Origin of the sequence: Burkholderia sp. MSMB1588, assembly GCF_001546925.1 — a bacterium.
Classification (GTDB): Bacteria; Pseudomonadota; Gammaproteobacteria; order Burkholderiales; family Burkholderiaceae; genus Burkholderia; species Burkholderia humptydooensis.
Genome location: NZ_LNJS01000001.1, coordinates 622,392 through 641,300, shown reverse-complemented (window position 1 = coordinate 641,300; position 18,909 = coordinate 622,392). Strand labels below are relative to the sequence as shown.

The window sequence follows — 18,909 nt, the reverse complement described above, 5'->3', positions numbered from 1 at the left end:
ACGAAACACTCTCGCGTCCGGTACGCCGATTGCGTACCCTTTTGGCTGCAATTGACGCCGCCGAACCGCGCGCGTGGGCCGCAAGCCGCATGCGCCGGATCGCGCGAACCACAACAAGAGGGAGACACTCATGCAATTCAACGTCGAATTGCTTCTGCTCGCGCTCGCGCCCGTCTTCCTGCTCTGCATCGGCTGGGAAGCGTGGCACCTCGCGCGCACGCGCCCCGGCGAGCGCGTCTACAACCTGCGCGATACGCTCTGCAACGCAGCGCTCGCGCTGATGCACCAGGGCGCGGACAAGATCGCGTGGATCTTCGTGATCCCGATCTATGCGTACTGCTACACGCACTACCGGCTCTTCACGTGGGACAGCACGTGGGTGTCGTTCGCCGTGCTGTTCGTCGCGCAGGACCTGCTCTACTACGTGTTCCACCGCTGCAGCCACCGCGTGCGCTGGCTGTGGGCCGCGCACGTCGTCCACCATTCGTCCGAGCGCCTGAATTTCTCGACCGCGATGCGGCAAAGCCTGATGTATCCGATCGCCGGCATGTGGGCGTTCTGGCTGCCGCTCGCGTTTCTCGGCTTCGCGCCGCAGCAGATCGTCGGCATCGTGCTCATCAACCTCGCGTTCCAGTTCTTCGTCCATACGCAGACGATTCCGAAGCTCGGCTGGCTCGAATACGTGCTGAACACGCCATCGATCCACCGCGCGCACCATGCGCGCAACCCGCGCTACATCGACCGCAATTACGCCGGCGTGCTCGTGATCTGGGATCGCCTGTTCGGCAGCTACGTCGACGAGGACCCGCGCGATCCGCCCGAATACGGGATCGTCGAGCCGCTCCGGTCGAACAATCCGCTCGTCGCGACGTTCCATGAATGGCGGTCGATGGCGGCCGACGCGTTCGGCGTCGAAGGCTGGCGCAACAAGCTGCGTGCCGTTTTCGGCCCGCCCGAATGGGCGAGCGCTTATCATGCTCGGGTTGCGCATGCGCGCGCGCAGCCGCACGAGCCGCCCGCGCTCGCCGCCGCGCCCCGCGAACGATAACGAAACACGGCTTCACCACCATCGCGCCGGGCCGCGTCGCCGCCACACGTTGCGGCGCGGCACGGCGCAGGCCATGCAGCACAAGCATATCTACGAGGAGAGACCCGCATGAATCAGCAGCAACGACAACAACAACCCGCCGGCACCGCACGCCGCCGCTTCTGGCGCGGCGCGCAGGTCGCGCTCGCGAGCGCCGCGTTCGCGCTCCTCGCCGCGTGCGGCGGCGGCGACGACAACGGCTCGTCGCAGCCGAGCGCCGGCGTGAACATGCAGGTCGTGTCTTTCGGCGACAGCCTGTCGGACGCCGGCACCTACTCGCCGCAGATCCTGATCGGCTTCGGCGGCGGCCGCTTCACGACGAATCCGGGCCAGGTGTGGACGCAGGACGTCGCCGCCTACTACGGCAGCACGCTCACGCCGGCGTTCGAGGGCGGCTTCGGCGTGCCGCTGCAGGCGGCAGGCGGCTTGGGCTACGCGCAGGGCGGCTCGCGTGTCACGCAGCAGCCGGGTATCGGCCACGCGGACGCGAGCGTCGCGAACGCCGATTACGCGCAGGCGACGACCGTGCCCGTCGCGACGCAGGTGCAGCAATACCTGCAGCAGCACGGCAGCTTCAACGCGAATCAGATCGTGCTCGTCAACGGCGGCGCGAACGACATCTTCTATCAGGTGCAGGTCGCGCAGGCTCAGGGCAATACGCCCGCCGCGCAGCTCGCCGCCGCGCAGCAGATCGGCCTTGCCGCGCAGCAGCTCGCGGGCATCGTCCAGCAGATCGTCGCGGCGGGCGCGACGCACGTGTTCGTGTCGAACGTGCCGGACATCGGCGGCACGCCGCTCGCGGTGTCGACGGGCCAGCAGGCCGCGCTCACGCAGTTGTCGACGGTCTTCAACAGCACGCTCGCCGCGGCGCTGAAGGCGCTGAACGTCGACCCCGCGAAGGCCGTGCTGATCGACGCGTTCACGTGGCAGGACGGCATCGCCGCGAACTATCAGGGCAACGGCTTCTCGGTGGCGAACACGGGCACCGCGTGCAACCTGCAGTCGATGATCGCCGCCGCGACGAAGGCGGGCGTCTCGAACCCGAGCGCGTTCGGCTCGTCGCTGTTCTGCTCGCCGCAGATGTACACGGTCGCGAACGCGGACCAGACCTACATGTTCGCCGACACGGTCCACCCGACGACGCGCCTGCACGCGCTCTTCGCGCAGTACGTCGAGCAGCAGATCGCGAAGACGGGCGTCGGCAAGTAAGGCGCCGGCGCGCGGCGGGCGGCGCGTCTCGCACGCCCCGCCCGGTCGCGACGCGGAGACGAATCCGCGTCGTGAAGCGAAAACGCCCGGTTCGCGTGATGCGAACCGGGCGTTTGCCATTGGAGCCGGCCCTGCAGGGCTTTTCGTCGCTTGGGCGACAAGAGCAGCATAACGAAGCCACGCCCGGCTTCGCCGGCCCGCCGAATCAACCGCCTCGCCGCCCGGCGTTCACGTTCACTCCAGCGCGTCGAACGCAGCCGCCGCACGGCCGAGCCGGTCGTTCACCGCGATCCATTCGGCCGTATCCGGCAGCTTCTCGACGAGAATGCGCGCGACCTGCGCACGATCGAGCGCGCGCAACAGCCCGTAGAGCTCGCGCGCGTAGACCTGCGGGTCCTCGGGCGCCGCGACGAAATGCACGCCCTGCGCGTGCGCCCACGCGCCGGCACGCGATGCGCGCGCGACGAGCGCGACCCGCTCGCCGGCATCGCGCGCGGCCGCGAGCAGCGGCTCGATCCGCTCGAACGGCGCAAGCGCGAGCGGCGTGCGCGGCGCGTAATGCGCCTTCAGCGTGCCGGACGCGCGCGGCGCGGCGGCGTCGCTGCCGTCGGGCAGGCGCGGCGCGACGCCGAGCACGTCGGCGATCTGCCGCGGCGTCACCTGGCCCGGGCGCAGCAGCGCCGGAAAGCCGCGCGACAGATCGAGAATCGTCGATTCGATCCCGACGTCGGACGGGCCGCCGTCGAGCACGTGGACGGCATCGCCGAACTCGTCGCGCACGTGCTGCGCGGTGGTCGGGCTCACGTGGCCGAAGCGGTTCGCCGACGGCGCGGCGACGCCGCCGTGCCCGCCGCGACGCGCGTCGAACGCGCGCAGCAGCGCCTGCGCGACCGGATGCGACGGGCAACGCAGGCCGACCGAGTCCTGCCCGCCGCTCACCGCGTCCGGAATATGCGCGGCGCGCTTCAGGATCAGCGTGAGCGGGCCGGGCCAGAACGCGTCGATCAACTTTTGCGCGTCGGCGGGCAACGAATCGACCCAGTAGCCCGGATCGCTGCCCGGCGCGAGGTGGACGATCACCGGATGGTTCGCCGGCCGCCCTTTCGCCGCATAAATGCGCGCGACGGCGGCCGGGTTCTGCGCGTCGCCGCCGAGCCCGTAGACGGTCTCGGTCGGAAACGCGACGAGCTCGCCCGCATCGAGCAGCCCGGCGGCTTCGTCGATCTGCTCGGCGGTCGGAATCGGTCGATCGTTCGACATCGCGCGCCCCGTCAGTCGAGCGGAATGCGCAGCAGCCGCGCGCAGGCGGTCGCGCCCGCGACCGCGCCGTCGAGCGTCGCCGCGGTGAAGTTCACGTGGCCCATCTTGCGGCCGGCGCGCGCGTCTTCCTTGCCGTACAGATGCAGCCGCGCGGTCGGCATCGCGGCGACCCGGTCCCACGGCGGCGTGACGGGCTCGCCCGACGCGCCGTCCGCGAACCACACGTCGCCGAGCACGTTGAGCATCGCGGCGGGCGAATGCTGGCGCGTGCTGCCGAGCGGCAGCCGCGTCATCGCGCGCACCTGCTGCTCGAACTGGCTCGTCTCGCACGCATCGACCGTGTAGTGGCCGGAATTGTGCGGCCGCGGCGCCATTTCGTTCGCGACGAGCGAGCCGTCCTCGAGCACGAAGAACTCGACGCACAGCACGCCGACGTATTCGAGCGAATCGGCGATCCGCACGGCCGCCTGCTGCGCGTCGCGCACGAGCGCATCGTTCGCGGCGGGCGCGGGCACGACGGTCAGCGACAGGATGCCGCCGTGATGCGTGTTCTGCGCGAGCGGAAACACCGCGGACGCGCCATCCGCGCCACGCACGATCAGCGCCGACACTTCGTATTTGAGCGGCAGGCGCTTCTCGAGCACGCACGGCACGCCGCCGAGCGACGCGTACCCGTCTCTCGCTTCCCGCACGGTCGCGACGCGCACCTGCCCCTTGCCGTCGTAGCCGAGGCGCGCGGTCTTCAGGATGCCGGGCAGCACCGCGGCGAGATCCGCATCGGCGAGCGCCGCGAGCTGCGCGGGCGACTCGATCACGACGTGCGGCGCGACGGGCACGCCGGACGCCGCGATGAACCGCTTCTCGGCGATCCGGTCCTGCGCGATCGCGACGCATCGGCCGGCGGGCGCGACGAACGTCGATTGCGCGAGAAAGTCGAGGCTCGCGGCGGGCACGTTCTCGAACTCGGTCGACACGGCGTCGCACCATTGCGCGAGCTCGGCGAGCGCGGCCTCGTCGTCGTACGCGGCGCGCAGATGCTTGTCCGCGACGGCGCCCGCGGGGCTCGTCGGATCGGGATCGAGCACGGCGACGCGGTAGCCCATCGCCTGCGCGGCGAAGCAGAACATGCGGCCGAGCTGGCCGCCGCCGACCATGCCGAGCCAGGCGCCCGGCAGGATCGGGGAATTCGGGGTGGGGAGTGCAGTCATGATATGTAAAACAGACCCTGGGGTCGGTGTCGGCGGGCGGCGGCGCCCGCCGCGGTCAGGACGATCGATGTTGCAAGCGGCTCGCGCGGCGGCCTCACAGCGGCGGCAGCGCCATCGCGTGCGCGGCCTCGTTCTGCCGCACGCGGAACGCGGCGAGCCGGTTCGCGTAGTCGACCGACGTGCCGGCCAGGATCGACACCGCGAAAAGCGCCGCGTTCGCCGCGCCGGCCTCGCCGATCGCGAACGTCGCCACCGGCACGCCCTTCGGCATCTGCACGATCGAATGCAGCGAATCGACGCCCTTCAGGTACTTGCTCGCCACGGGCACGCCGAGCACGGGCACCGTCGTCTTCGCGGCGAGCATGCCGGGCAGGTGCGCGGCGCCGCCCGCGCCCGCGATGATCGCGCGCAGGCCGCGCTCGCGCGCCTTCTGAGCGTAATCGAACATCTCGTCGGGCATCCGGTGCGCGGACACGACCTTCGCCTCGTACGGCACGTCGAATTCCTGCAGGATCGCGACGGCGTGCTTCATCACGTCCCAGTCGGAGCTGGAACCCATCAGCACGCCGACGAGCGGCGCGCTGTGCGTGTGGGCGGTCTGGACTTCGCTCATCGTGCGCTTCCTCGTTTCGGTGAATCGGACGATGCTCAGTCGAGCGTCTTGCCCGTGATGCGCTCGAGCGCTTCCTGATACTTCGCGCTCGTCTTCGCGACCACGTCGTCGGGCAGCTTCGGCGCGGGCGGCTCCTTGCTCCAGTTCTGCGCCTCGAGCCAGTCGCGGACGAACTGCTTGTCGAACGACGGCGGATTCGTGCCGACCCGGTATTCGTCCGCCGGCCAGAAGCGCGACGAATCGGCCGTCAGCGCCTCGTCCATCAGGAACAGCTTGCCGTGCTCGTCGAGGCCGAATTCGAACTTCGTGTCGGCGATGATGATGCCGCGCGTCGCCGCGTAGTCGGCCGCTTCCTTGTACAGCTTGATCGAGATGTCGCGGATCGTCGCGGCGAGCTCGGTGCCGATGCGGCGCTCGGTTTCCTCGAACGAGATGTTCTCGTCGTGATGGCCCATCTCGGCCTTCGCGGCGGGCGTGAAGATCGGCTCGGGGAGCTTCTGCGCGTTCGAGAGGCCGGCCGGCAGCTCGACGCCGCACACCTTGCCTGTCGCCTGGTAGTCCTTCCAGCCGCTGCCCGCGAGATAGCCGCGCACGACCGCCTCGACGAGGATCGGCTCGAGCCGCTTGACAACGACCGCGCGCCCCTTCACCTGCCCGACTTCGTCGTCGGCGACGACCGTCTCGGGCGCGACGCCCGTCAGATGGTTCGGGACGATGTGCGCGAGCTTGTCGAACCAGAAGTTCGCCATCTGGTTCAGCACGCGGCCCTTGTTCGGAATCGGCTCGCCCATGATGACGTCGAACGCCGACAGGCGATCGGTCGTGACGATCAGGAGCTTGTCGTTGCCGACCGCGTAGTTGTCGCGGACCTTGCCGCGACCGAGAAGCGGCAGCGAGCGCAGCGTGGATTCGTAGAGGGTAGACATCGTCTTTTCGCAGATAAGGAGCCAAACAAAAAGGGAAACGCCGTTCCCCGCGGCTGGCGGGAACGGCGGCCTTGCAATACTTCGGCGAACCGGCCGGGCGGCTTGGCCCGGCGGGGCCGGCCGGCTTCGGGGCCGGACCGGGCGTATCCGGCCGCCCCGCCCGCGGGCCGGCCAGATCGTACTACAGACTCAACGCACCACTTGCGCGAGAGCGCCGGCCTTGTACTTCTCGGCGATCTTCTCGAGCGGCACCGGCTTGATCTTCGCCGCCTGGCCTTCGCAGCCGAACGCCAGATAGCGCGCGACGCAGATCTTCTTCGCCGCTTCGCGTGCGGGCTTCAGGTAGTCGCGCGGGTCGAACTTGCCCGGATTCTCGAACATGTAGCGGCGGATCGCGCCCGTGATCGCGAGACGCAGGTCGGTGTCGATGTTGACCTTGCGCACGCCATGCTTGATGCCTTCCTGGATTTCCTCGACGGGCACGCCGTAGGTTTCCTTCATGTCGCCGCCGAACTCGCGGATTTCCGCGAGCAGATCTTGCGGCACCGACGACGAGCCGTGCATCACGAGGTGCGTGTTCGGGATGCGCGCGTGGATTTCCTTGATCCGCTGGATCGACAGGATGTCGCCCGTCGGCTTCTTCGTGAACTTGTACGCGCCGTGCGACGTGCCGATCGCGATCGCGAGCGCGTCGCACTGCGTGAGCTTGACGAAGTCGGCGGCCTGCTCGGGGTCCGTCAGCAGTTGCTCGCGCGTCATCGTGCCTTCGGCGCCGTGGCCGTCTTCCTTGTCGCCCTTCATCGTCTCGAGCGAGCCGAGCACGCCGAGCTCGGCCTCGACCGTCACGCCGATCGAGTGCGCCATCTCGACGACCTTGCGGGATACGTCGACGTTGTACTCGTACGATGCGACCGTCTTGCCGTCGGCCTCGAGCGAGCCGTCCATCATCACGCTCGTGAAGCCGCTGCGAATTGCCGTCATGCACACGGCGGGCGACTGGCCGTGATCCTGGTGCATCACGACGGGAATGTGCGGGTACGACTCGACCGCCGCTTCGATCAGGTGGCGCAGGAACGCCTCGCCCGCGTACTTCCGGGCGCCCGCCGACGCCTGCATGATCACGGGCGCGCCGACTTCGTCGGCGGCCGCCATGATCGCCTGCACCTGCTCCAGGTTGTTCACGTTGAACGCGGGCAGGCCGTAGCCGTTCTCCGCTGCGTGATCCAGCAGTTGACGCATTGATACGAGAGGCATTGTGGTACTCCTTGAATGAAAACCTTGCGCCCTACGCGGCGCTTGACGGCCCGCCCCGGATGACAGGCGGGCGGACCGGCGCGGCCGAGCGTCGAATAGCCGCATTTTATCGCGAAGCGCCCCCGATTCAGGCCAAATGGCGGATTCGCTGGCAATTTGTTACGTCTTTCAGGCCGCCTTCAAGCGAAAAAGCCGCGGGGCGTCGGACCCCCGCGGCTTTTTCGTTCCCGCGCAAGCGGCATGCCCGGCAGGCGCTCGCGCTCGCCGGGCGTCCGTTCCGCTTCAGTAATGCTCGCCGACGCGCACGATCTTCAGCGTGTTCGTGCCGCCCGCCTGCCCCATCGGCTCGCCGACCGTCAGCACGACCATGTCGCCGTGCGCGACGTAGCCGCGCCGCACGATCAGCTCGAGCGCCTGCTGCAGCGCGGAATCGCGGTCGCTGTCGAAGTCGACGTGCAGCGGCGTCACGTTGCGAAAGAGCGCCATCGTGCGCTCGCTGCCGACCCGCGGCGTCAGCGCGAAGATCGGCACGTGCGTGTAGTGGCGCGACATCCAGAGCGCCGTCGCGCCCGATTCGGTCAGCGCGACGATCGCCTTCGCGCCCAGGTGATACGCGGTGAAGAGCGCGCCCATCGCGATCGACTGGTCGATTCGCGTGAACGTGCGGTCGAGGAAGTCCTTGTCGAGCTCGACGTGCTCGGATTTCTCCGCCTCGACGCAGATGGCCGCCATCGCCTCGATCGTCACGGCCGGGTACTTGCCCGTCGCCGTCTCGGCAGACAGCATCACCGCGTCGGTGCCGTCAAGCACCGCGTTCGCGACGTCCGACACCTCCGCGCGCGTCGGCACGGGCGCGTGGATCATCGATTCCATCATCTGCGTCGCGGTGATCACGAGCTTGTTCGACTCGCGCGCCATCCGGATCATCCGCTTCTGCAGCGCGGGCACGGCCGCGTTGCCGACCTCGACGGCCAGGTCGCCGCGCGCGACCATGATCCCGTCCGACGCGTCGAGAATCTCCTGCAGCGCCGGAATCGCCTCCGCGCGCTCGATCTTCGCGATCATCTTCGGCTTGATGCCGTAAGGCGCGCCCGCGATGTTCGCGAGCTGGCGCGCCATCTCCATGTCGGTCGCGTTCTTCGGGAACGACACGGCGACGAGATCCGCGCCGAGCGACATCGCGGTGCGAATGTCCTCCATGTCCTTCGCGGTCAGCGCGGGCGCCGACAGCCCGCCGCCCTGCCGGTTGATCCCCTTGTTGTTCGACAGATCGCCGCCCACCTTGACGGTCGTGTGAATCTCGTCGCCGAGCACGCGATCGACCTTCAGCACGATCAGGCCGTCGTTGAGCAGCAGCACGTCGCCCGGCTTCAGGTCGCGCGGCAGATCCTTGTAGTCGAGGCCGACCCGCTCGTCGTTGCCGAGCTCGCACGTCGCATCGAGAACGAACGGCTGGCCGGGAGCGAGCGTCGTCTTGCCCGCCTCGAACTTGCCGACGCGGATCTTCGGCCCCTGCAGGTCCGCCATGATCGCGATTTCCCGGCCGACCCGGCGCGCGGCCTCGCGGACCATCTCGGCGCGCTCGCGGTGATCGTCGGCTGAGCCGTGCGAGAAATTGAGCCGCACGACGTCGAGACCCGCGTGCATCATCTGCAACAGGACCTCCGGCGAGCTGGATGCCGGGCCGATCGTGGCGACTATCTTGGTGGCGCGGTGCATGAATCTCCTCGTCTGACTGAGTGAAAGCGCTGGATGTACCGCCGCGAGAGCCGAAGCCGCGCGGCCCAGCCGCCGCCGCTTCGGAACGCGCGCCGGTGCGTGCGCCCGGCGTCGCTTTGTCCGCGGGCGCCGGCGTGGACGGCCGGCGCCGCATCGTCGATTCGGGTCCGGCGCGCCCGCCCCGGGCGCGCCGCCGGCGGCCTGACGAGAGCCGCCGGCCCGACGGAGCGCGCAACGCGCGTGCCCGCCGGCGTCACGCGGGCGGCTGCCGCCCGCGCTGCGCGCTTACGCGCGCGTTTCCAGCACTTCGACGGCGGGCAGCTTCTTGCCCTCGAGGAATTCGAGGAACGCGCCGCCGCCCGTCGAGATGTAGCTGACCTTGTCGTGGATCCCGTACTTCGCGATCGCGGCGAGCGTGTCGCCGCCGCCCGCGATCGAGAACGCGGCCGAGTTCGCGATCGCGTCGGCAAGCGTCTTCGTGCCGTTGCCGAACTGGTCGAACTCGAACACGCCGACGGGGCCGTTCCAGACGATCGTGCCCGCCTTCTCGAGCTGGCCGGCGAGCGCCTTCGCGGTGTCCGGCCCGATGTCGAGGATCATGTCGTCGGCTTCGATGTCGGCGACCTTCTTCACGGTGGCGGCGGCCGTCGGCGAGAACTCTTTCGCGACGACGACGTCGGTCGGGATCGGCACGGACGCGCCGCGCTTCCTCGCCTCGTCGATGATCGCCTTCGCCTCGCCGGCGAGATCGGCTTCCGCGAGCGACTTGCCGATCGCAAGGCCCGCCGCGAGCATGAACGTGTTCGCGATGCCGCCGCCGACGATCAGTTGATCGACCTTCTCCGCGAGCGACTTCAGGATCGTCAGCTTCGTCGACACCTTCGAGCCCGCGACGATCGCCACCAGCGGACGCTTCGGGTTGCCGAGCGCCTTGCCGAGCGCGTCGAGCTCGGCGGCGAGCAGCGGGCCCGCGCACGCGACGGGGGCGTACTTCGCGATGCCGTGCGTGGTCGCCTCAGCGCGGTGCGCGGTGCCGAACGCGTCGTTCACGTAGACGTCGCAGAGCTTCGCCATCTTCTGCGCGAGCTCGTCCGAATTCTTCTTCTCGCCCTTGTTCACGCGGCAGTTCTCGAGCAGCACGACCTGGCCCGGCGCGACTTCGACGCCGTTCTCGACCCAGTTCGCGACGAGCGGCACGTCGCGGCCGAGCAGCTCGGCCAGCCGCTTCGCGACGGGCGCGAGCGAATCCTCGGGCTTGAACTCGCCTTCCGTCGGGCGGCCGAGGTGCGACGTGACCATCACGGCCCCGCCCGCGTCGAGCGCCGCCTCGATCGCGGGCACCGACGCGCGCACGCGCGTGTCTTCGGTGATGTTGCCGTGATCGTCCTGCGGCACGTTCAGATCGGCGCGGATGAACACACGTTTGCCGGAGAGCTTGCCTTCGGCGATCAGGTCGGTAAGACGCTTTACTTGGCTCATGGGACTGATGGAGGTTGATGAAGGAAGGCGGTTCGACGCGCGCGGCGCCGCCGCGCCGGGCGCCTTGCGCGGCCCGCCGGCTTTGCGCGGCAGGGCCCGCGCGGCGCGCGCGAAAAAATTCCGGAAGGGGTCATTCTAGCCGATCCGCCCGGCGCGCTGCCCCGCCGCGCGGCGAAATCCTGCTGAATTCCCGCCGAATTCCTGTTATTTCGCAGCATTGCGCGCCGTTGCGGCGCGCATGCCGCGGCAGCCCGCCCGGCATGCCGGGCGACCGTGCCGGAACCGGTCAGAACAGGACCCGCAGCGCGGTGAACACGAGCATCCCGACGACGATCGTGCCGAGCATGCTTCGCCGCCACAGGAACCACGCGAGGCCCGCCGCCGCCGCGTAGAAATCGTGGTTCGACAGCGCGAACGAGATGCCTTCGGGCGTCTCCAGCACGTCGGGCAGCACGACCGCGACGAGCGCCGCGGCGGGCGCGTAGCGCAGCGAGCGCTGCACGCGCTCGGGCAGCACCGTGCGCTCGCCGCCGGCGAGAAAGAACGCGCGCGTGATCGCGGTGACGAGCGTCATCCCGGCGATCGCGAGCCAGACTTGCCAGCCGCTCATTCGGCGTCCTCCGTGCGCGCCGCCCGGATGCGCCGCCAGTCGGCGCGCTCGACGAACCAGTCGGCGACGCTGCCCGCCGCAAGCGCCGCGACCACCGCGAGCGGCAGCGCGAGCCGGTACGGCAGCTCGAACGCGACGAGCGACACGCCCCCCGCCACCGCGACGGCCGTGAGCGTCGAGCGGTTCGCGATCGCCGACACCATGATCGGAATCAGCGCGAGCGTGCCGGCGAGCGCGAGCCCCCAACTGTCGGGAAACGCGCTCGCGAGCGCGATGCCGACGAGCGACGACGCCTGCCATGCAAGCCAGCTCGTGAGCGCCATCCCCCAGAAGTACGCCTCCTTGCCGGGCACGTGGCCCGCCGCGAAGCCCTGCTTCTGGAACAGCAGGTAGATCACGTCGCCGTTGAAATAGCCGATCGCGAGCCGCCGCCACAGCGGCAGATATGAGAAATGGGGTGCGAGCCCCGCGCTGAAGATCACGAAGCGCATGTTGACCATCGCGGCCGTCAGGAGAATCGTCCAGACCGGCAGCTTCGCGGCGAAGAGCGGCAGCACCGCGAGCTGCGACGAGCCCGCGTAGACGAGGATCGACATGCCGAGCGCCTGCCCCGTCGTCAGCACCGACTTGCTCATCGCGATGCCGGTGACGAGGCCCCACGACAGGATCGCCATCAGCGTCGGGGAAAAGTCGCGGAAGCCCTGGGCGAGGGCGAAACGGTCGGTGGCGGAGAGGCGAGCGAGCATCGAGGAGGCGCCGCGAAGGCGAAAAGCCGGACCGCTCGCGCGCATCGCGCGCCGCCGCCCGTTATTTTTTCACGCAGATTGCGCGTCGATTATAGCGCCGGACTCTGCCGTACCGACCGTTGCGCGTACAAAAACGCTAAAATGAGCCCTTTTGCGACGCGGCGCGGTTTCGAGCCGCCGCGCGCCCTTTCTGCGCATCCCCGCATCCACCAGGAGAAGACCTATGTCAATGGCCGATCGCGACGGCAAGATTTGGATGGACGGCAAGCTGATCGAATGGCGCGACGCCAAGATCCACGTGCTGACCCACACGCTGCATTACGGCATGGGCGTCTTCGAGGGCGTGCGCGCGTACAAGACGGCCGACGGCAGCACGGCGATCTTCCGCCTGAAGGAGCACACGAAGCGCCTGCTGAACTCGGCGAAGATCTTCCAGATGGACGTGCCGTTCGACCAGGAAACGCTCGAGGCCGCGCAGCGCGACGTCGTGCGCGAGAACAAGCTCGAGTCGTGCTACCTGCGCCCGATCATCTGGATCGGCTCGGAGAAGCTCGGCGTGTCGGCCAAGGGCAACACGATCCACGTCGCGATCGCCGCGTGGCCGTGGGGCGCGTACCTCGGCGAGGAGGGCCTCGCGAAAGGCATCCGCGTGAAGACCTCGTCGTTCACGCGCCATCACGTGAACGTATCGATGGTGCGCGCGAAGGCGTCCGGCTGGTACGTGAACTCGATCCTCGCGAACCAGGAAGCGACGGCCGACGGCTACGACGAGGCGCTCCTGCTCGACGTCGACGGCTACGTGTCCGAAGGCTCCGGCGAGAACTTCTTCCTCGTGAACCGCGGCAAGCTCTACACGCCGGATCTCGCGTCGTGCCTCGACGGCATCACGCGCGACACGGTCATCACGCTCGCGAAGGAAGCCGGAATCGAAGTGATCGAGAAGCGCATCACGCGCGACGAGGTCTATACGGCCGACGAAGCGTTCTTCACCGGCACCGCGGCCGAAGTCACGCCGATCCGCGAGCTCGACAACCGCACGATCGGCAGCGGCGCGCGCGGCCCGATCACCGAAAAGCTGCAAAGCGCGTTCTTCGACGTCGTCAACGGCAAGAGCGCGAAGCACGCGGACTGGCTCACGAAGATCTGAGCCCGAATGCGGCGCGCGGCGCAACGCCGGCGCGCGCCGCTCGCCATCGCCATAACGAGAAAGCCCCATGAGTGAAATCAAGGAAATGCCGCTCATCGAACTGACGGCCAAGGATCTGCCCGCTTACTGCCCGAATCCCGCGATGCCGCGCTGGAGCGCGCACCCGCGCGTGTTCATCGACGTCTCGCACGGCGAGGCGCGCTGCCCGTACTGCGGCACGCGCTACAAGCTGCGCGACGGCGAAGTGCTGCGCGGCCACCATTGAGCGCGCGGCGGCTTCGCCGCCCGACGCGGCGCGCACCGGCCGTCCGGTGCGCGCCGCCGCCCCTCCCCCGCAACCCGAGCGCGGCGCACGAGCGTCGCGCTTCATTACGACATCGGAAATCGACCTGATGCGTCGCGCGTTGGTAATCGCACCGAACTGGATCGGTGACGCATTGATGGCGCAGCCGCTTTTCGCGCTGCTGAAGAAACTGCATCCCCGCATCGTCATCGACGCCGTGGCGCCCACGTGGGTCGCGCCCGTGCTGGAGCGGATGCCCGAGATCCACGATGTCCACGCGACCGAGCTCGCGCACGGCAAGCTGCAGATGCTGCACCGCTGGCAGCTCGCGAGCGATCTGCGCGAGCTCGGCTACGACGCCGCGTACGTGCTGCCGAACTCGCTGAAATCCGCGCTGATCCCGTGGCTCGCCGGCATCCCGCTTCGGGTCGGCTACACGGGCGAGCATCGCTACATGCTCCTGAACGTGCGGCACGCGAATCCGGGCAAGGCGCGCGACACGCGCGCGCCGATGGCCCAACATTACGCGGCGCTTGCATACGCGCCCGGCGCGAAGCTGCCCGAATCGCTCCAGACGCTGCCGCCGCCGCGGCTCGAAGCGGACCTGAACGAGACGGCGCGCGTCTCCGCGCGCTTCAACCTCGACACGCGCAAGCCGCTCGTCGTGTTCTGCCCGGGCGCCGAGTACGGCCCGGCGAAGCGCTGGCCGCCCGAGCATTTCGCCGCGCTCGCGCAGAGCGTGAGCCAGTCCTTTCCGTATACGCAGATCGTCGCGCTCGGCTCGCCGAAGGACGCAGCGGCCGCACAGGCGATCGCCGAGCGCGCGCCGAACGTGCGCAGCCTCTGCGGCCAGACCTCGCTCACCGAGGCGTGCGCGCTGATCGCGCGCGCGAACGCGGTCGTCACCAACGATTCCGGGCTGATGCACGTCGCGGCGGCGCTGCGCCGGCCGCTCGTCGCGCTCTACGGCTCGACCGATCCGCGTCATACCCCGCCGCTGTCGGAGCTGGCAAAGGTACAATGGCTGCATCTCGAATGCAGTCCCTGCTTCGAACGCGAATGCCCGCTCGGCCATCTGAAATGCCTGCGCGAGCTGAGCCCGGAGCAGGTGTTCGGCGATTTGCGCGGGATGCTCGTCGGACAGCGCTGACGCCCGCGGCCGCGCGGCCGCCCGTCGCGCGCCCGCGCACCCGCACCCGACTCACCGCTTGAGCGGGCGGCCCCGTCGACGACGAGGCCGCCACGATGAAACGGCGCGCGCCGCGCGCGAGAGATAGACCCGATGCCACGTTTTGCCCGCCTCTTCGAAGCCGCCGCCGATACGCTGAACGCGTACTACCAGGCAATCGCCGACGCCAACCTCGACGCGCTGATGGTCCTCTGGATCGACGAGGACTTCGCCAGTTGCATCTGGTCGGACGGCACGCACCTGCACGGCCTCGAGCAGATCCGAAGCGGGTTCGGCGCGCGGCTGTCGACACAGCCCGTCACGATCGAGCCGCTCGACATCCGCGTCTACGACAGCCTCGGCACCGTCGTCTACACGGTCGCGGAAGCGCACCAGCAGGCCGATCTCACCGCCGAGCCGCAGATGGTGTTCACGACCTACGTGATGATCCACGAGCGCGGCGAATGGCGGATCGCCCACATCCACGCGAGCCCGATCCCCGAGCAGACGGCGACGCAGTTCGCCGCGAAGATCCGCCACGCGCAGGGGCCGCTCCACTGAGCAACGGGCGTTCGCAGCGATGAGCACCGCACTCCCCCCGCTTCCCGCTGCCGACGAGACCGCCCCCCCGGCAGCCTCGTCCCTCTACCGCGCGCCGCTCTGGCTGCCGACGAGCCACGCGCAGACGATCGTCCCCGCCCTCTTCGCGCGCCGGCCCGACGTCGAATACCGGCGCGAGCGCTGGGACACGCCCGACGGCGACTTCATCGACGTCGACTGGCTCGCGCCGGCGGCGGGCGCGGCGCCCGAGCCGGGCGCGCCGCTCGCCGTGCTGTTCCACGGCCTCGAAGGCAGCTCCGATTCGCATTACGCGCGCGTGCTGATGGCGGCCGCCCGCGAGCGCGGCTGGCACGGCGTCGTCCCGCACTTCCGCAGTTGCAGCGGCGAGATGAACCGGATGCCGCGCTTCTATCACCTCGCCGACAGCGCCGAAGTCGACTGGATCCTGCGGCGGCTCGCGAAAAGCCATCGCGGGCCGCTCGTCGCGGTCGGCGTGTCGCTCGGCGGCAACGTGCTGCTGCGCTGGCTCGGCGAACGGCGCAGCGATACGTCGATCGTCGCGGCGGCCTCGGCGGTGTCGACGCCGATCGACGTCCACGCGGGCGGCCGCGCGCTGTCGCAAGGCTTCTCGATGGTCTACACGCGCAGCTTCCTGAAGACGCTCAAGCTGAAGGCGCTCGTGAAGCTCGACCAGTATCCGGGGCTCTTCGACAGGCACGCGATGCTCGCCGCGCGCACGATGCACGACTTCGACGATATCGTCACCGCGCCGCTGCACGGCTTCGTCGACGCGAACGATTACTGGACGCAGGCGACCACGCGCCCGCTCCTCGCGGCGATCGACGTGCCGACGCTGATCCTCAACGCGCGCAACGATCCGTTCCTGCCGGCGTCGGCGCTGCCCGGCCCGCGCGACGTGTCGCGCGCGGTCGTGCTCGACCAGCCCGAGCACGGCGGCCACGCGGGCTTCATGACGGGCCCGTTCCCCGGGCGCATCGACTGGCTGCCCGCGCGCATCTTCGAATTCTGCTCACGCTTCACCGATCATGGATGACATCGTCAAACAGGCGCTCGCCAAGTGGCCGAACGTTCCGCACTGCACCGGATGGCTGCTGCTCGACCGGCGCGGCGGCTGGCGGATGCGCGACGACGCCGCGCAGGCGGCGGGCGCGCTCGGCTCGCCCGTGCGGCACCCGGCGCTCGTCGACTTCATCGCCCGCAATTACGAGCGCGACGAAGATGGCCAGTGGTTCTTCCAGAACGGGCCGCAGCGCGTGTACGTCGAACTGGCGTATACGCCGTGGATCGTCCGGCTCGCGGCCGATCGCGACGGCCGTCACGATCATGACGATCCGGCGCGCGTCGCGCTGACCGACCACACCGGCCGCGCGTTCGAGCCGGCGAGCGCCTGGCTCGACGACGCGGGCGGCGTGCTGTTCGCCGACCGCGCAACGCCGCCGCGCGTCGCCGCGCTGCACGATCACGATCTGGCGCTCTTCGCCGATTGCGCCGACCTCGATGACGACGGCGCGCACGGCGTGCTGCATCTCGGCGGCGGCGTCGATCTGCCGCTCGAGCCGATCCGGCGCGACGACGTCGCGCAGCGGTTCGGGTTCGTCGCAAGCCCGGCCGCGCGCGCGGGAGGGCGGGCGGCGGGCTGACGCGGCGCGCGATGGCCGATGGCGGCTGAACCGCGCGCCGTGCTTTGCGTCGGCGCTTCGTCTGCTTCGTCTGCTTCGGCCGATGCGTCTGGCTCTTCGGCTTCTTCCGATTCCTCGGACTCTTCCGCGCCGCGCGTCACCCGCGCCGGTTATCCTTGTCCTCTTCCCGCTCTTCCTTGTAGCGCGCCTCGAACTCGTGCAGCCGCGCGCTGATGATCGACTGCTCGTAGAAGCTGGCCGACTTGAGGTCGCGCGCCTCGCGCAACTGCCGGATCGCCGACGGCCACGCGCCTTCGAGCGCGAACTTCTCCGCGAGCGCGCGGCGCTGCGTGACCGCGTCGCCCTGGCCGCGGCTCGCCTGCGCGAGATAGTTCCACCAGTCGGGCTGGCCGGAATCGGCGCGCGCTTCGGATTGCGCGAGCGTCTGCGCCTGCCCGTAGCGCCGCGCGGCAAGGAGCGCCTGCAGATGCGCGGCGATTGCCGCGTGCGAGCCCGGCCAGCGCGCTTGCGCGGCGGCGGCGAGCCGCACCGCGTCGTCCGCGCGGCCGGCGCGACGCGCGATCTCCGCCGCGAGCACGTCGAGGCTCGGCGAAGTGCGCGCCGCCTCGCCCTCGCGCGCGGCCGTGCGCATGAGGGCGTCGCGCGCCGCGGCGAGCGCGCGGTCCGCGTCGCCGTAGCGGCCGCCCAGCATCTCGCCGAGTGCGATCCCGTACCAGTTCGCCGCGACGTTCGGCGCGACCCTGTCGTCGAGCTCCGCGCGCATCCGCCGCACCTCGTTCGCGTAATCGGTCGGCGAGCGGTTCTGCAGCATCCGCAGGCGCGCGCGCACGAAGCCGTATTCCGACGACTGTCGCGGCTGCCGGTACGGCGCGCGCCGCGCGCGATCGTCCATGTCGGCGATCCGCTCGCCCGTCAGCGGGTGCGTGCGCGCATACGCGGGCACGCCCGCGTCGCCCATCGACGCGCGCTCGAGCCGCTCGAAGAAGCCCGGCATGCCATACGGATCGTAGCCGGCGCCCGCGAGCAGTTGAAAGCCGACGCGATCCGCCTCGCGCTCGGCCGAGCGCGAGAACCGAAGCTGGCTGTCGACCGCGAACGCCTGGCCGCCCATCGCGATCGCGCTGCCAAGATCGCCGCTGCGCGCGAGAATGCCAGCGAGCACGCCGAACAGCATCGTCGCGAGCGCCGCGTAGCCGCTCTTCTCGCTTGCGCTGATCATCCGCGCGATGTGCCGCTGCAGCACGTGCCCCATCTCGTGGCCGATCACCGACGCGAGCTCGGACTCCGTCTGCGTCGCCGCGACGAGCCCGCTGTTGATTCCGATGAAGCCGCCCGGCAGCGAGAACGCGTTGATCTGCGGATCGCGCATCGCGAACAGATCGAAATCGGGCATGTAGCCGCCGATGAACTGCGCGGCGGCCGCCGCCGAAAGCTTCGTCGCGACCGAATTCAGGTAGTCGCGCACGAGCCAGTCGTCGAGGTAGTCGGGGTCGCGGCGCACCTCGCGCATCACGCGCTCGCCGAGACGGCGCTCCGCCTGCGGCGTCAGAGAGCCGCCCGAGCCGTCGCCGAGATCCGGCAGTTGCAGCGAGCGAAGCGGCGCGCGCAAACTGGGCGTGCCCGACGCCGGATCGGCGAGCCGGCTGTCCGCGCCGCCATACGTGCCGAACACGCCGGCCGCGATGCCGGACGGCATGATGGACAGCGCGTCTCGCGTGAGCAGCGCGGCGTCCGCAGCGCCGGTGGAGCGCGCGGGCTCGAGCGGCGGCGCATCGCCGCGCGACTGCGCGTGGCCGCCGGGCGGCAGGGCGAGCGCCGCGGACAACAAAACGGCAAACGACGATTTGACGCGCATGGACAAGGATCTGGGCGGCCGTGGCGTAATGGCTCGATGGGGCTGCGTCATTGTAACGGCGCGCCGGCCTCCGCTCGCGCGACGCCGAAGCGCGCCGGACGGGCAGGCGAGCCGCGCTGCTAT

At 69.7% G+C, this 18,909-nt stretch carries 19 protein-coding genes; 8 read left to right on the top strand and 11 right to left on the bottom strand.

Features of this window, described 5'->3' with window-relative positions; genetic code table 11:
• The first annotated feature begins 130 nt into the window (after window positions 1-130).
• Both WS92_RS14630 and WS92_RS14625 read left to right on the top strand, forming a co-directional pair.
• Window positions 131-1,048 (top strand): sterol desaturase family protein, encoded by a 918-nt coding sequence (locus WS92_RS14630; RefSeq protein WP_006024713.1) that lies wholly within the window; start codon window positions 131-133, stop codon window positions 1,046-1,048.
• A 108-nt stretch (window positions 1,049-1,156) separates the two neighbouring features.
• Window positions 1,157-2,296 carry an SGNH/GDSL hydrolase family protein gene (locus tag WS92_RS14625; RefSeq protein WP_059931275.1) on the top strand — a complete coding sequence of 380 codons (1,140 nt, stop codon included), beginning with the start codon at window positions 1,157-1,159 and terminating at the stop codon, window positions 2,294-2,296.
• Window positions 2,297-2,530: 234 nt separating this feature from the next.
• Here WS92_RS14625 and WS92_RS14620 read toward each other — a convergent pair whose 3' ends face one another.
• The 10 genes from WS92_RS14620 to WS92_RS14580 all read right to left on the bottom strand — a co-directional run bounded on the left by WS92_RS14620 (window position 2,531) and on the right by WS92_RS14580 (window position 12,111).
• On the bottom strand, window positions 2,531-3,556 hold the full coding sequence (locus WS92_RS14620; RefSeq protein ID WP_059931273.1) for an L-threonylcarbamoyladenylate synthase: 1,026 nt from the start codon (window positions 3,554-3,556) through the stop codon (window positions 2,531-2,533).
• 11 nt (window positions 3,557-3,567) lie between these two features.
• Window positions 3,568-4,764, bottom strand: coding sequence for a 5-(carboxyamino)imidazole ribonucleotide synthase (locus WS92_RS14615; protein WP_015600949.1), 1,197 nt, complete (start codon window positions 4,762-4,764; stop codon window positions 3,568-3,570).
• 94 nt (window positions 4,765-4,858) lie between these two features.
• Entirely contained in the window at window positions 4,859-5,377 is a 519-nt protein-coding gene (purE, locus tag WS92_RS14610) for a 5-(carboxyamino)imidazole ribonucleotide mutase (protein WP_006024709.1), read from the bottom strand.
• A gap of 35 nt (window positions 5,378-5,412) precedes the next feature.
• Entirely contained in the window at window positions 5,413-6,303 is an 891-nt protein-coding gene (locus WS92_RS14605; protein WP_059931271.1) for a phosphoribosylaminoimidazolesuccinocarboxamide synthase, read from the bottom strand.
• Between the two features lie 189 nt (window positions 6,304-6,492).
• A complete protein-coding gene (fba, locus tag WS92_RS14600) occupies window positions 6,493-7,557 on the bottom strand; it encodes a class II fructose-bisphosphate aldolase (RefSeq protein ID WP_009911367.1) in 1,065 nt (354 codons plus the stop codon).
• 282 nt (window positions 7,558-7,839) lie between these two features.
• Complete coding sequence (gene pyk / locus WS92_RS14595; RefSeq protein WP_009911366.1) at window positions 7,840-9,276, bottom strand: pyruvate kinase; 1,437 nt, start codon at window positions 9,274-9,276, stop codon at window positions 7,840-7,842.
• Window positions 9,255-9,533, bottom strand: coding sequence for a hypothetical protein (locus WS92_RS37185; protein ID WP_082743648.1), 279 nt, complete (start codon window positions 9,531-9,533; stop codon window positions 9,255-9,257). Before WS92_RS37185 ends, pyk begins: the two co-directional genes overlap by 22 nt.
• A 28-nt stretch (window positions 9,534-9,561) precedes the next feature.
• Window positions 9,562-10,755, bottom strand: a complete 1,194-nt coding sequence (locus tag WS92_RS14590; RefSeq protein WP_059931269.1) for a phosphoglycerate kinase — start codon at window positions 10,753-10,755, stop codon at window positions 9,562-9,564.
• Between the two features lie 286 nt (window positions 10,756-11,041).
• Window positions 11,042-11,365, bottom strand: a complete 324-nt coding sequence (locus tag WS92_RS14585) for an AzlD domain-containing protein (protein ID WP_059931267.1) — start codon at window positions 11,363-11,365, stop codon at window positions 11,042-11,044.
• The gene (locus WS92_RS14580) at window positions 11,362-12,111 is read right to left on the bottom strand and encodes an AzlC family ABC transporter permease (protein ID WP_006024701.1); all 750 of its coding nucleotides are present in this window, start codon (window positions 12,109-12,111) and stop codon (window positions 11,362-11,364) included. Before WS92_RS14580 ends, WS92_RS14585 begins: the two co-directional genes overlap by 4 nt.
• A 223-nt stretch (window positions 12,112-12,334) precedes the next feature.
• Between WS92_RS14580 and WS92_RS14575 the strand changes: the two genes are divergently transcribed.
• The 6 genes from WS92_RS14575 to WS92_RS14550 all read left to right on the top strand — a co-directional run bounded on the left by WS92_RS14575 (window position 12,335) and on the right by WS92_RS14550 (window position 16,931).
• Window positions 12,335-13,258, top strand: coding sequence for a branched-chain amino acid transaminase (locus WS92_RS14575; RefSeq protein ID WP_009911362.1), 924 nt, complete (start codon window positions 12,335-12,337; stop codon window positions 13,256-13,258).
• Window positions 13,259-13,325: 67 nt separating this feature from the next.
• Window positions 13,326-13,523 (top strand): zinc-finger domain-containing protein, encoded by a 198-nt coding sequence (locus WS92_RS14570; RefSeq protein ID WP_004197553.1) that lies wholly within the window; start codon window positions 13,326-13,328, stop codon window positions 13,521-13,523.
• 127 nt (window positions 13,524-13,650) lie between these two features.
• Entirely contained in the window at window positions 13,651-14,691 is a 1,041-nt protein-coding gene (gene waaF / locus WS92_RS14565) for a lipopolysaccharide heptosyltransferase II (protein ID WP_006024699.1), read from the top strand.
• A gap of 132 nt (window positions 14,692-14,823) precedes the next feature.
• On the top strand, window positions 14,824-15,270 hold the full coding sequence (locus WS92_RS14560; protein WP_006024698.1) for a nuclear transport factor 2 family protein: 447 nt from the start codon (window positions 14,824-14,826) through the stop codon (window positions 15,268-15,270).
• Window positions 15,271-15,289: 19 nt separating this feature from the next.
• Window positions 15,290-16,324 (top strand): hydrolase, encoded by a 1,035-nt coding sequence (locus WS92_RS14555; protein ID WP_059931265.1) that lies wholly within the window; start codon window positions 15,290-15,292, stop codon window positions 16,322-16,324.
• Window positions 16,317-16,931, top strand: a complete 615-nt coding sequence (locus tag WS92_RS14550) for a DUF2946 family protein (RefSeq protein WP_006024696.1) — start codon at window positions 16,317-16,319, stop codon at window positions 16,929-16,931. The genes WS92_RS14555 and WS92_RS14550 overlap by 8 nt, the downstream gene beginning before the upstream one ends.
• A 136-nt stretch (window positions 16,932-17,067) precedes the next feature.
• Here WS92_RS14550 and WS92_RS14545 read toward each other — a convergent pair whose 3' ends face one another.
• Complete coding sequence (locus WS92_RS14545) at window positions 17,068-18,786, bottom strand: M48 family metalloprotease (protein ID WP_059931263.1); 1,719 nt, start codon at window positions 18,784-18,786, stop codon at window positions 17,068-17,070.
• Window positions 18,787-18,909: the final 123 nt, after the last annotated feature.

Coding starts and splice junctions, on each gene's coding strand:
- WS92_RS14580 (WP_006024701.1), bottom strand. CDS start 12,111: ATGCTCGCTCGCCTCTCCGCCACCGACCGTTTCGCCCTCGCCCAGGGC.
- WS92_RS14545 (WP_059931263.1), bottom strand. CDS start 18,786: ATGCGCGTCAAATCGTCGTTTGCCGTTTTGTTGTCCGCGGCGCTCGCC.
- fba (WP_009911367.1), bottom strand. CDS start 7,557: ATGCCTCTCGTATCAATGCGTCAACTGCTGGATCACGCAGCGGAGAAC.
- WS92_RS14550 (WP_006024696.1), top strand. CDS start 16,317: ATGGATGACATCGTCAAACAGGCGCTCGCCAAGTGGCCGAACGTTCCG.
- WS92_RS14590 (WP_059931269.1), bottom strand. CDS start 10,755: ATGAGCCAAGTAAAGCGTCTTACCGACCTGATCGCCGAAGGCAAGCTC.
- WS92_RS14625 (WP_059931275.1), top strand. CDS start 1,157: ATGAATCAGCAGCAACGACAACAACAACCCGCCGGCACCGCACGCCGC.
- WS92_RS14630 (WP_006024713.1), top strand. CDS start 131: ATGCAATTCAACGTCGAATTGCTTCTGCTCGCGCTCGCGCCCGTCTTC.
- WS92_RS14615 (WP_015600949.1), bottom strand. CDS start 4,764: ATGACTGCACTCCCCACCCCGAATTCCCCGATCCTGCCGGGCGCCTGG.
- WS92_RS14560 (WP_006024698.1), top strand. CDS start 14,824: ATGCCACGTTTTGCCCGCCTCTTCGAAGCCGCCGCCGATACGCTGAAC.
- purE (WP_006024709.1), bottom strand. CDS start 5,377: ATGAGCGAAGTCCAGACCGCCCACACGCACAGCGCGCCGCTCGTCGGC.
- WS92_RS14575 (WP_009911362.1), top strand. CDS start 12,335: ATGTCAATGGCCGATCGCGACGGCAAGATTTGGATGGACGGCAAGCTG.
- WS92_RS14555 (WP_059931265.1), top strand. CDS start 15,290: ATGAGCACCGCACTCCCCCCGCTTCCCGCTGCCGACGAGACCGCCCCC.
- WS92_RS14605 (WP_059931271.1), bottom strand. CDS start 6,303: ATGTCTACCCTCTACGAATCCACGCTGCGCTCGCTGCCGCTTCTCGGT.
- WS92_RS14570 (WP_004197553.1), top strand. CDS start 13,326: ATGAGTGAAATCAAGGAAATGCCGCTCATCGAACTGACGGCCAAGGAT.
- WS92_RS14585 (WP_059931267.1), bottom strand. CDS start 11,365: ATGAGCGGCTGGCAAGTCTGGCTCGCGATCGCCGGGATGACGCTCGTC.
- pyk (WP_009911366.1), bottom strand. CDS start 9,276: ATGCACCGCGCCACCAAGATAGTCGCCACGATCGGCCCGGCATCCAGC.
- waaF (WP_006024699.1), top strand. CDS start 13,651: ATGCGTCGCGCGTTGGTAATCGCACCGAACTGGATCGGTGACGCATTG.
- WS92_RS14620 (WP_059931273.1), bottom strand. CDS start 3,556: ATGTCGAACGATCGACCGATTCCGACCGCCGAGCAGATCGACGAAGCC.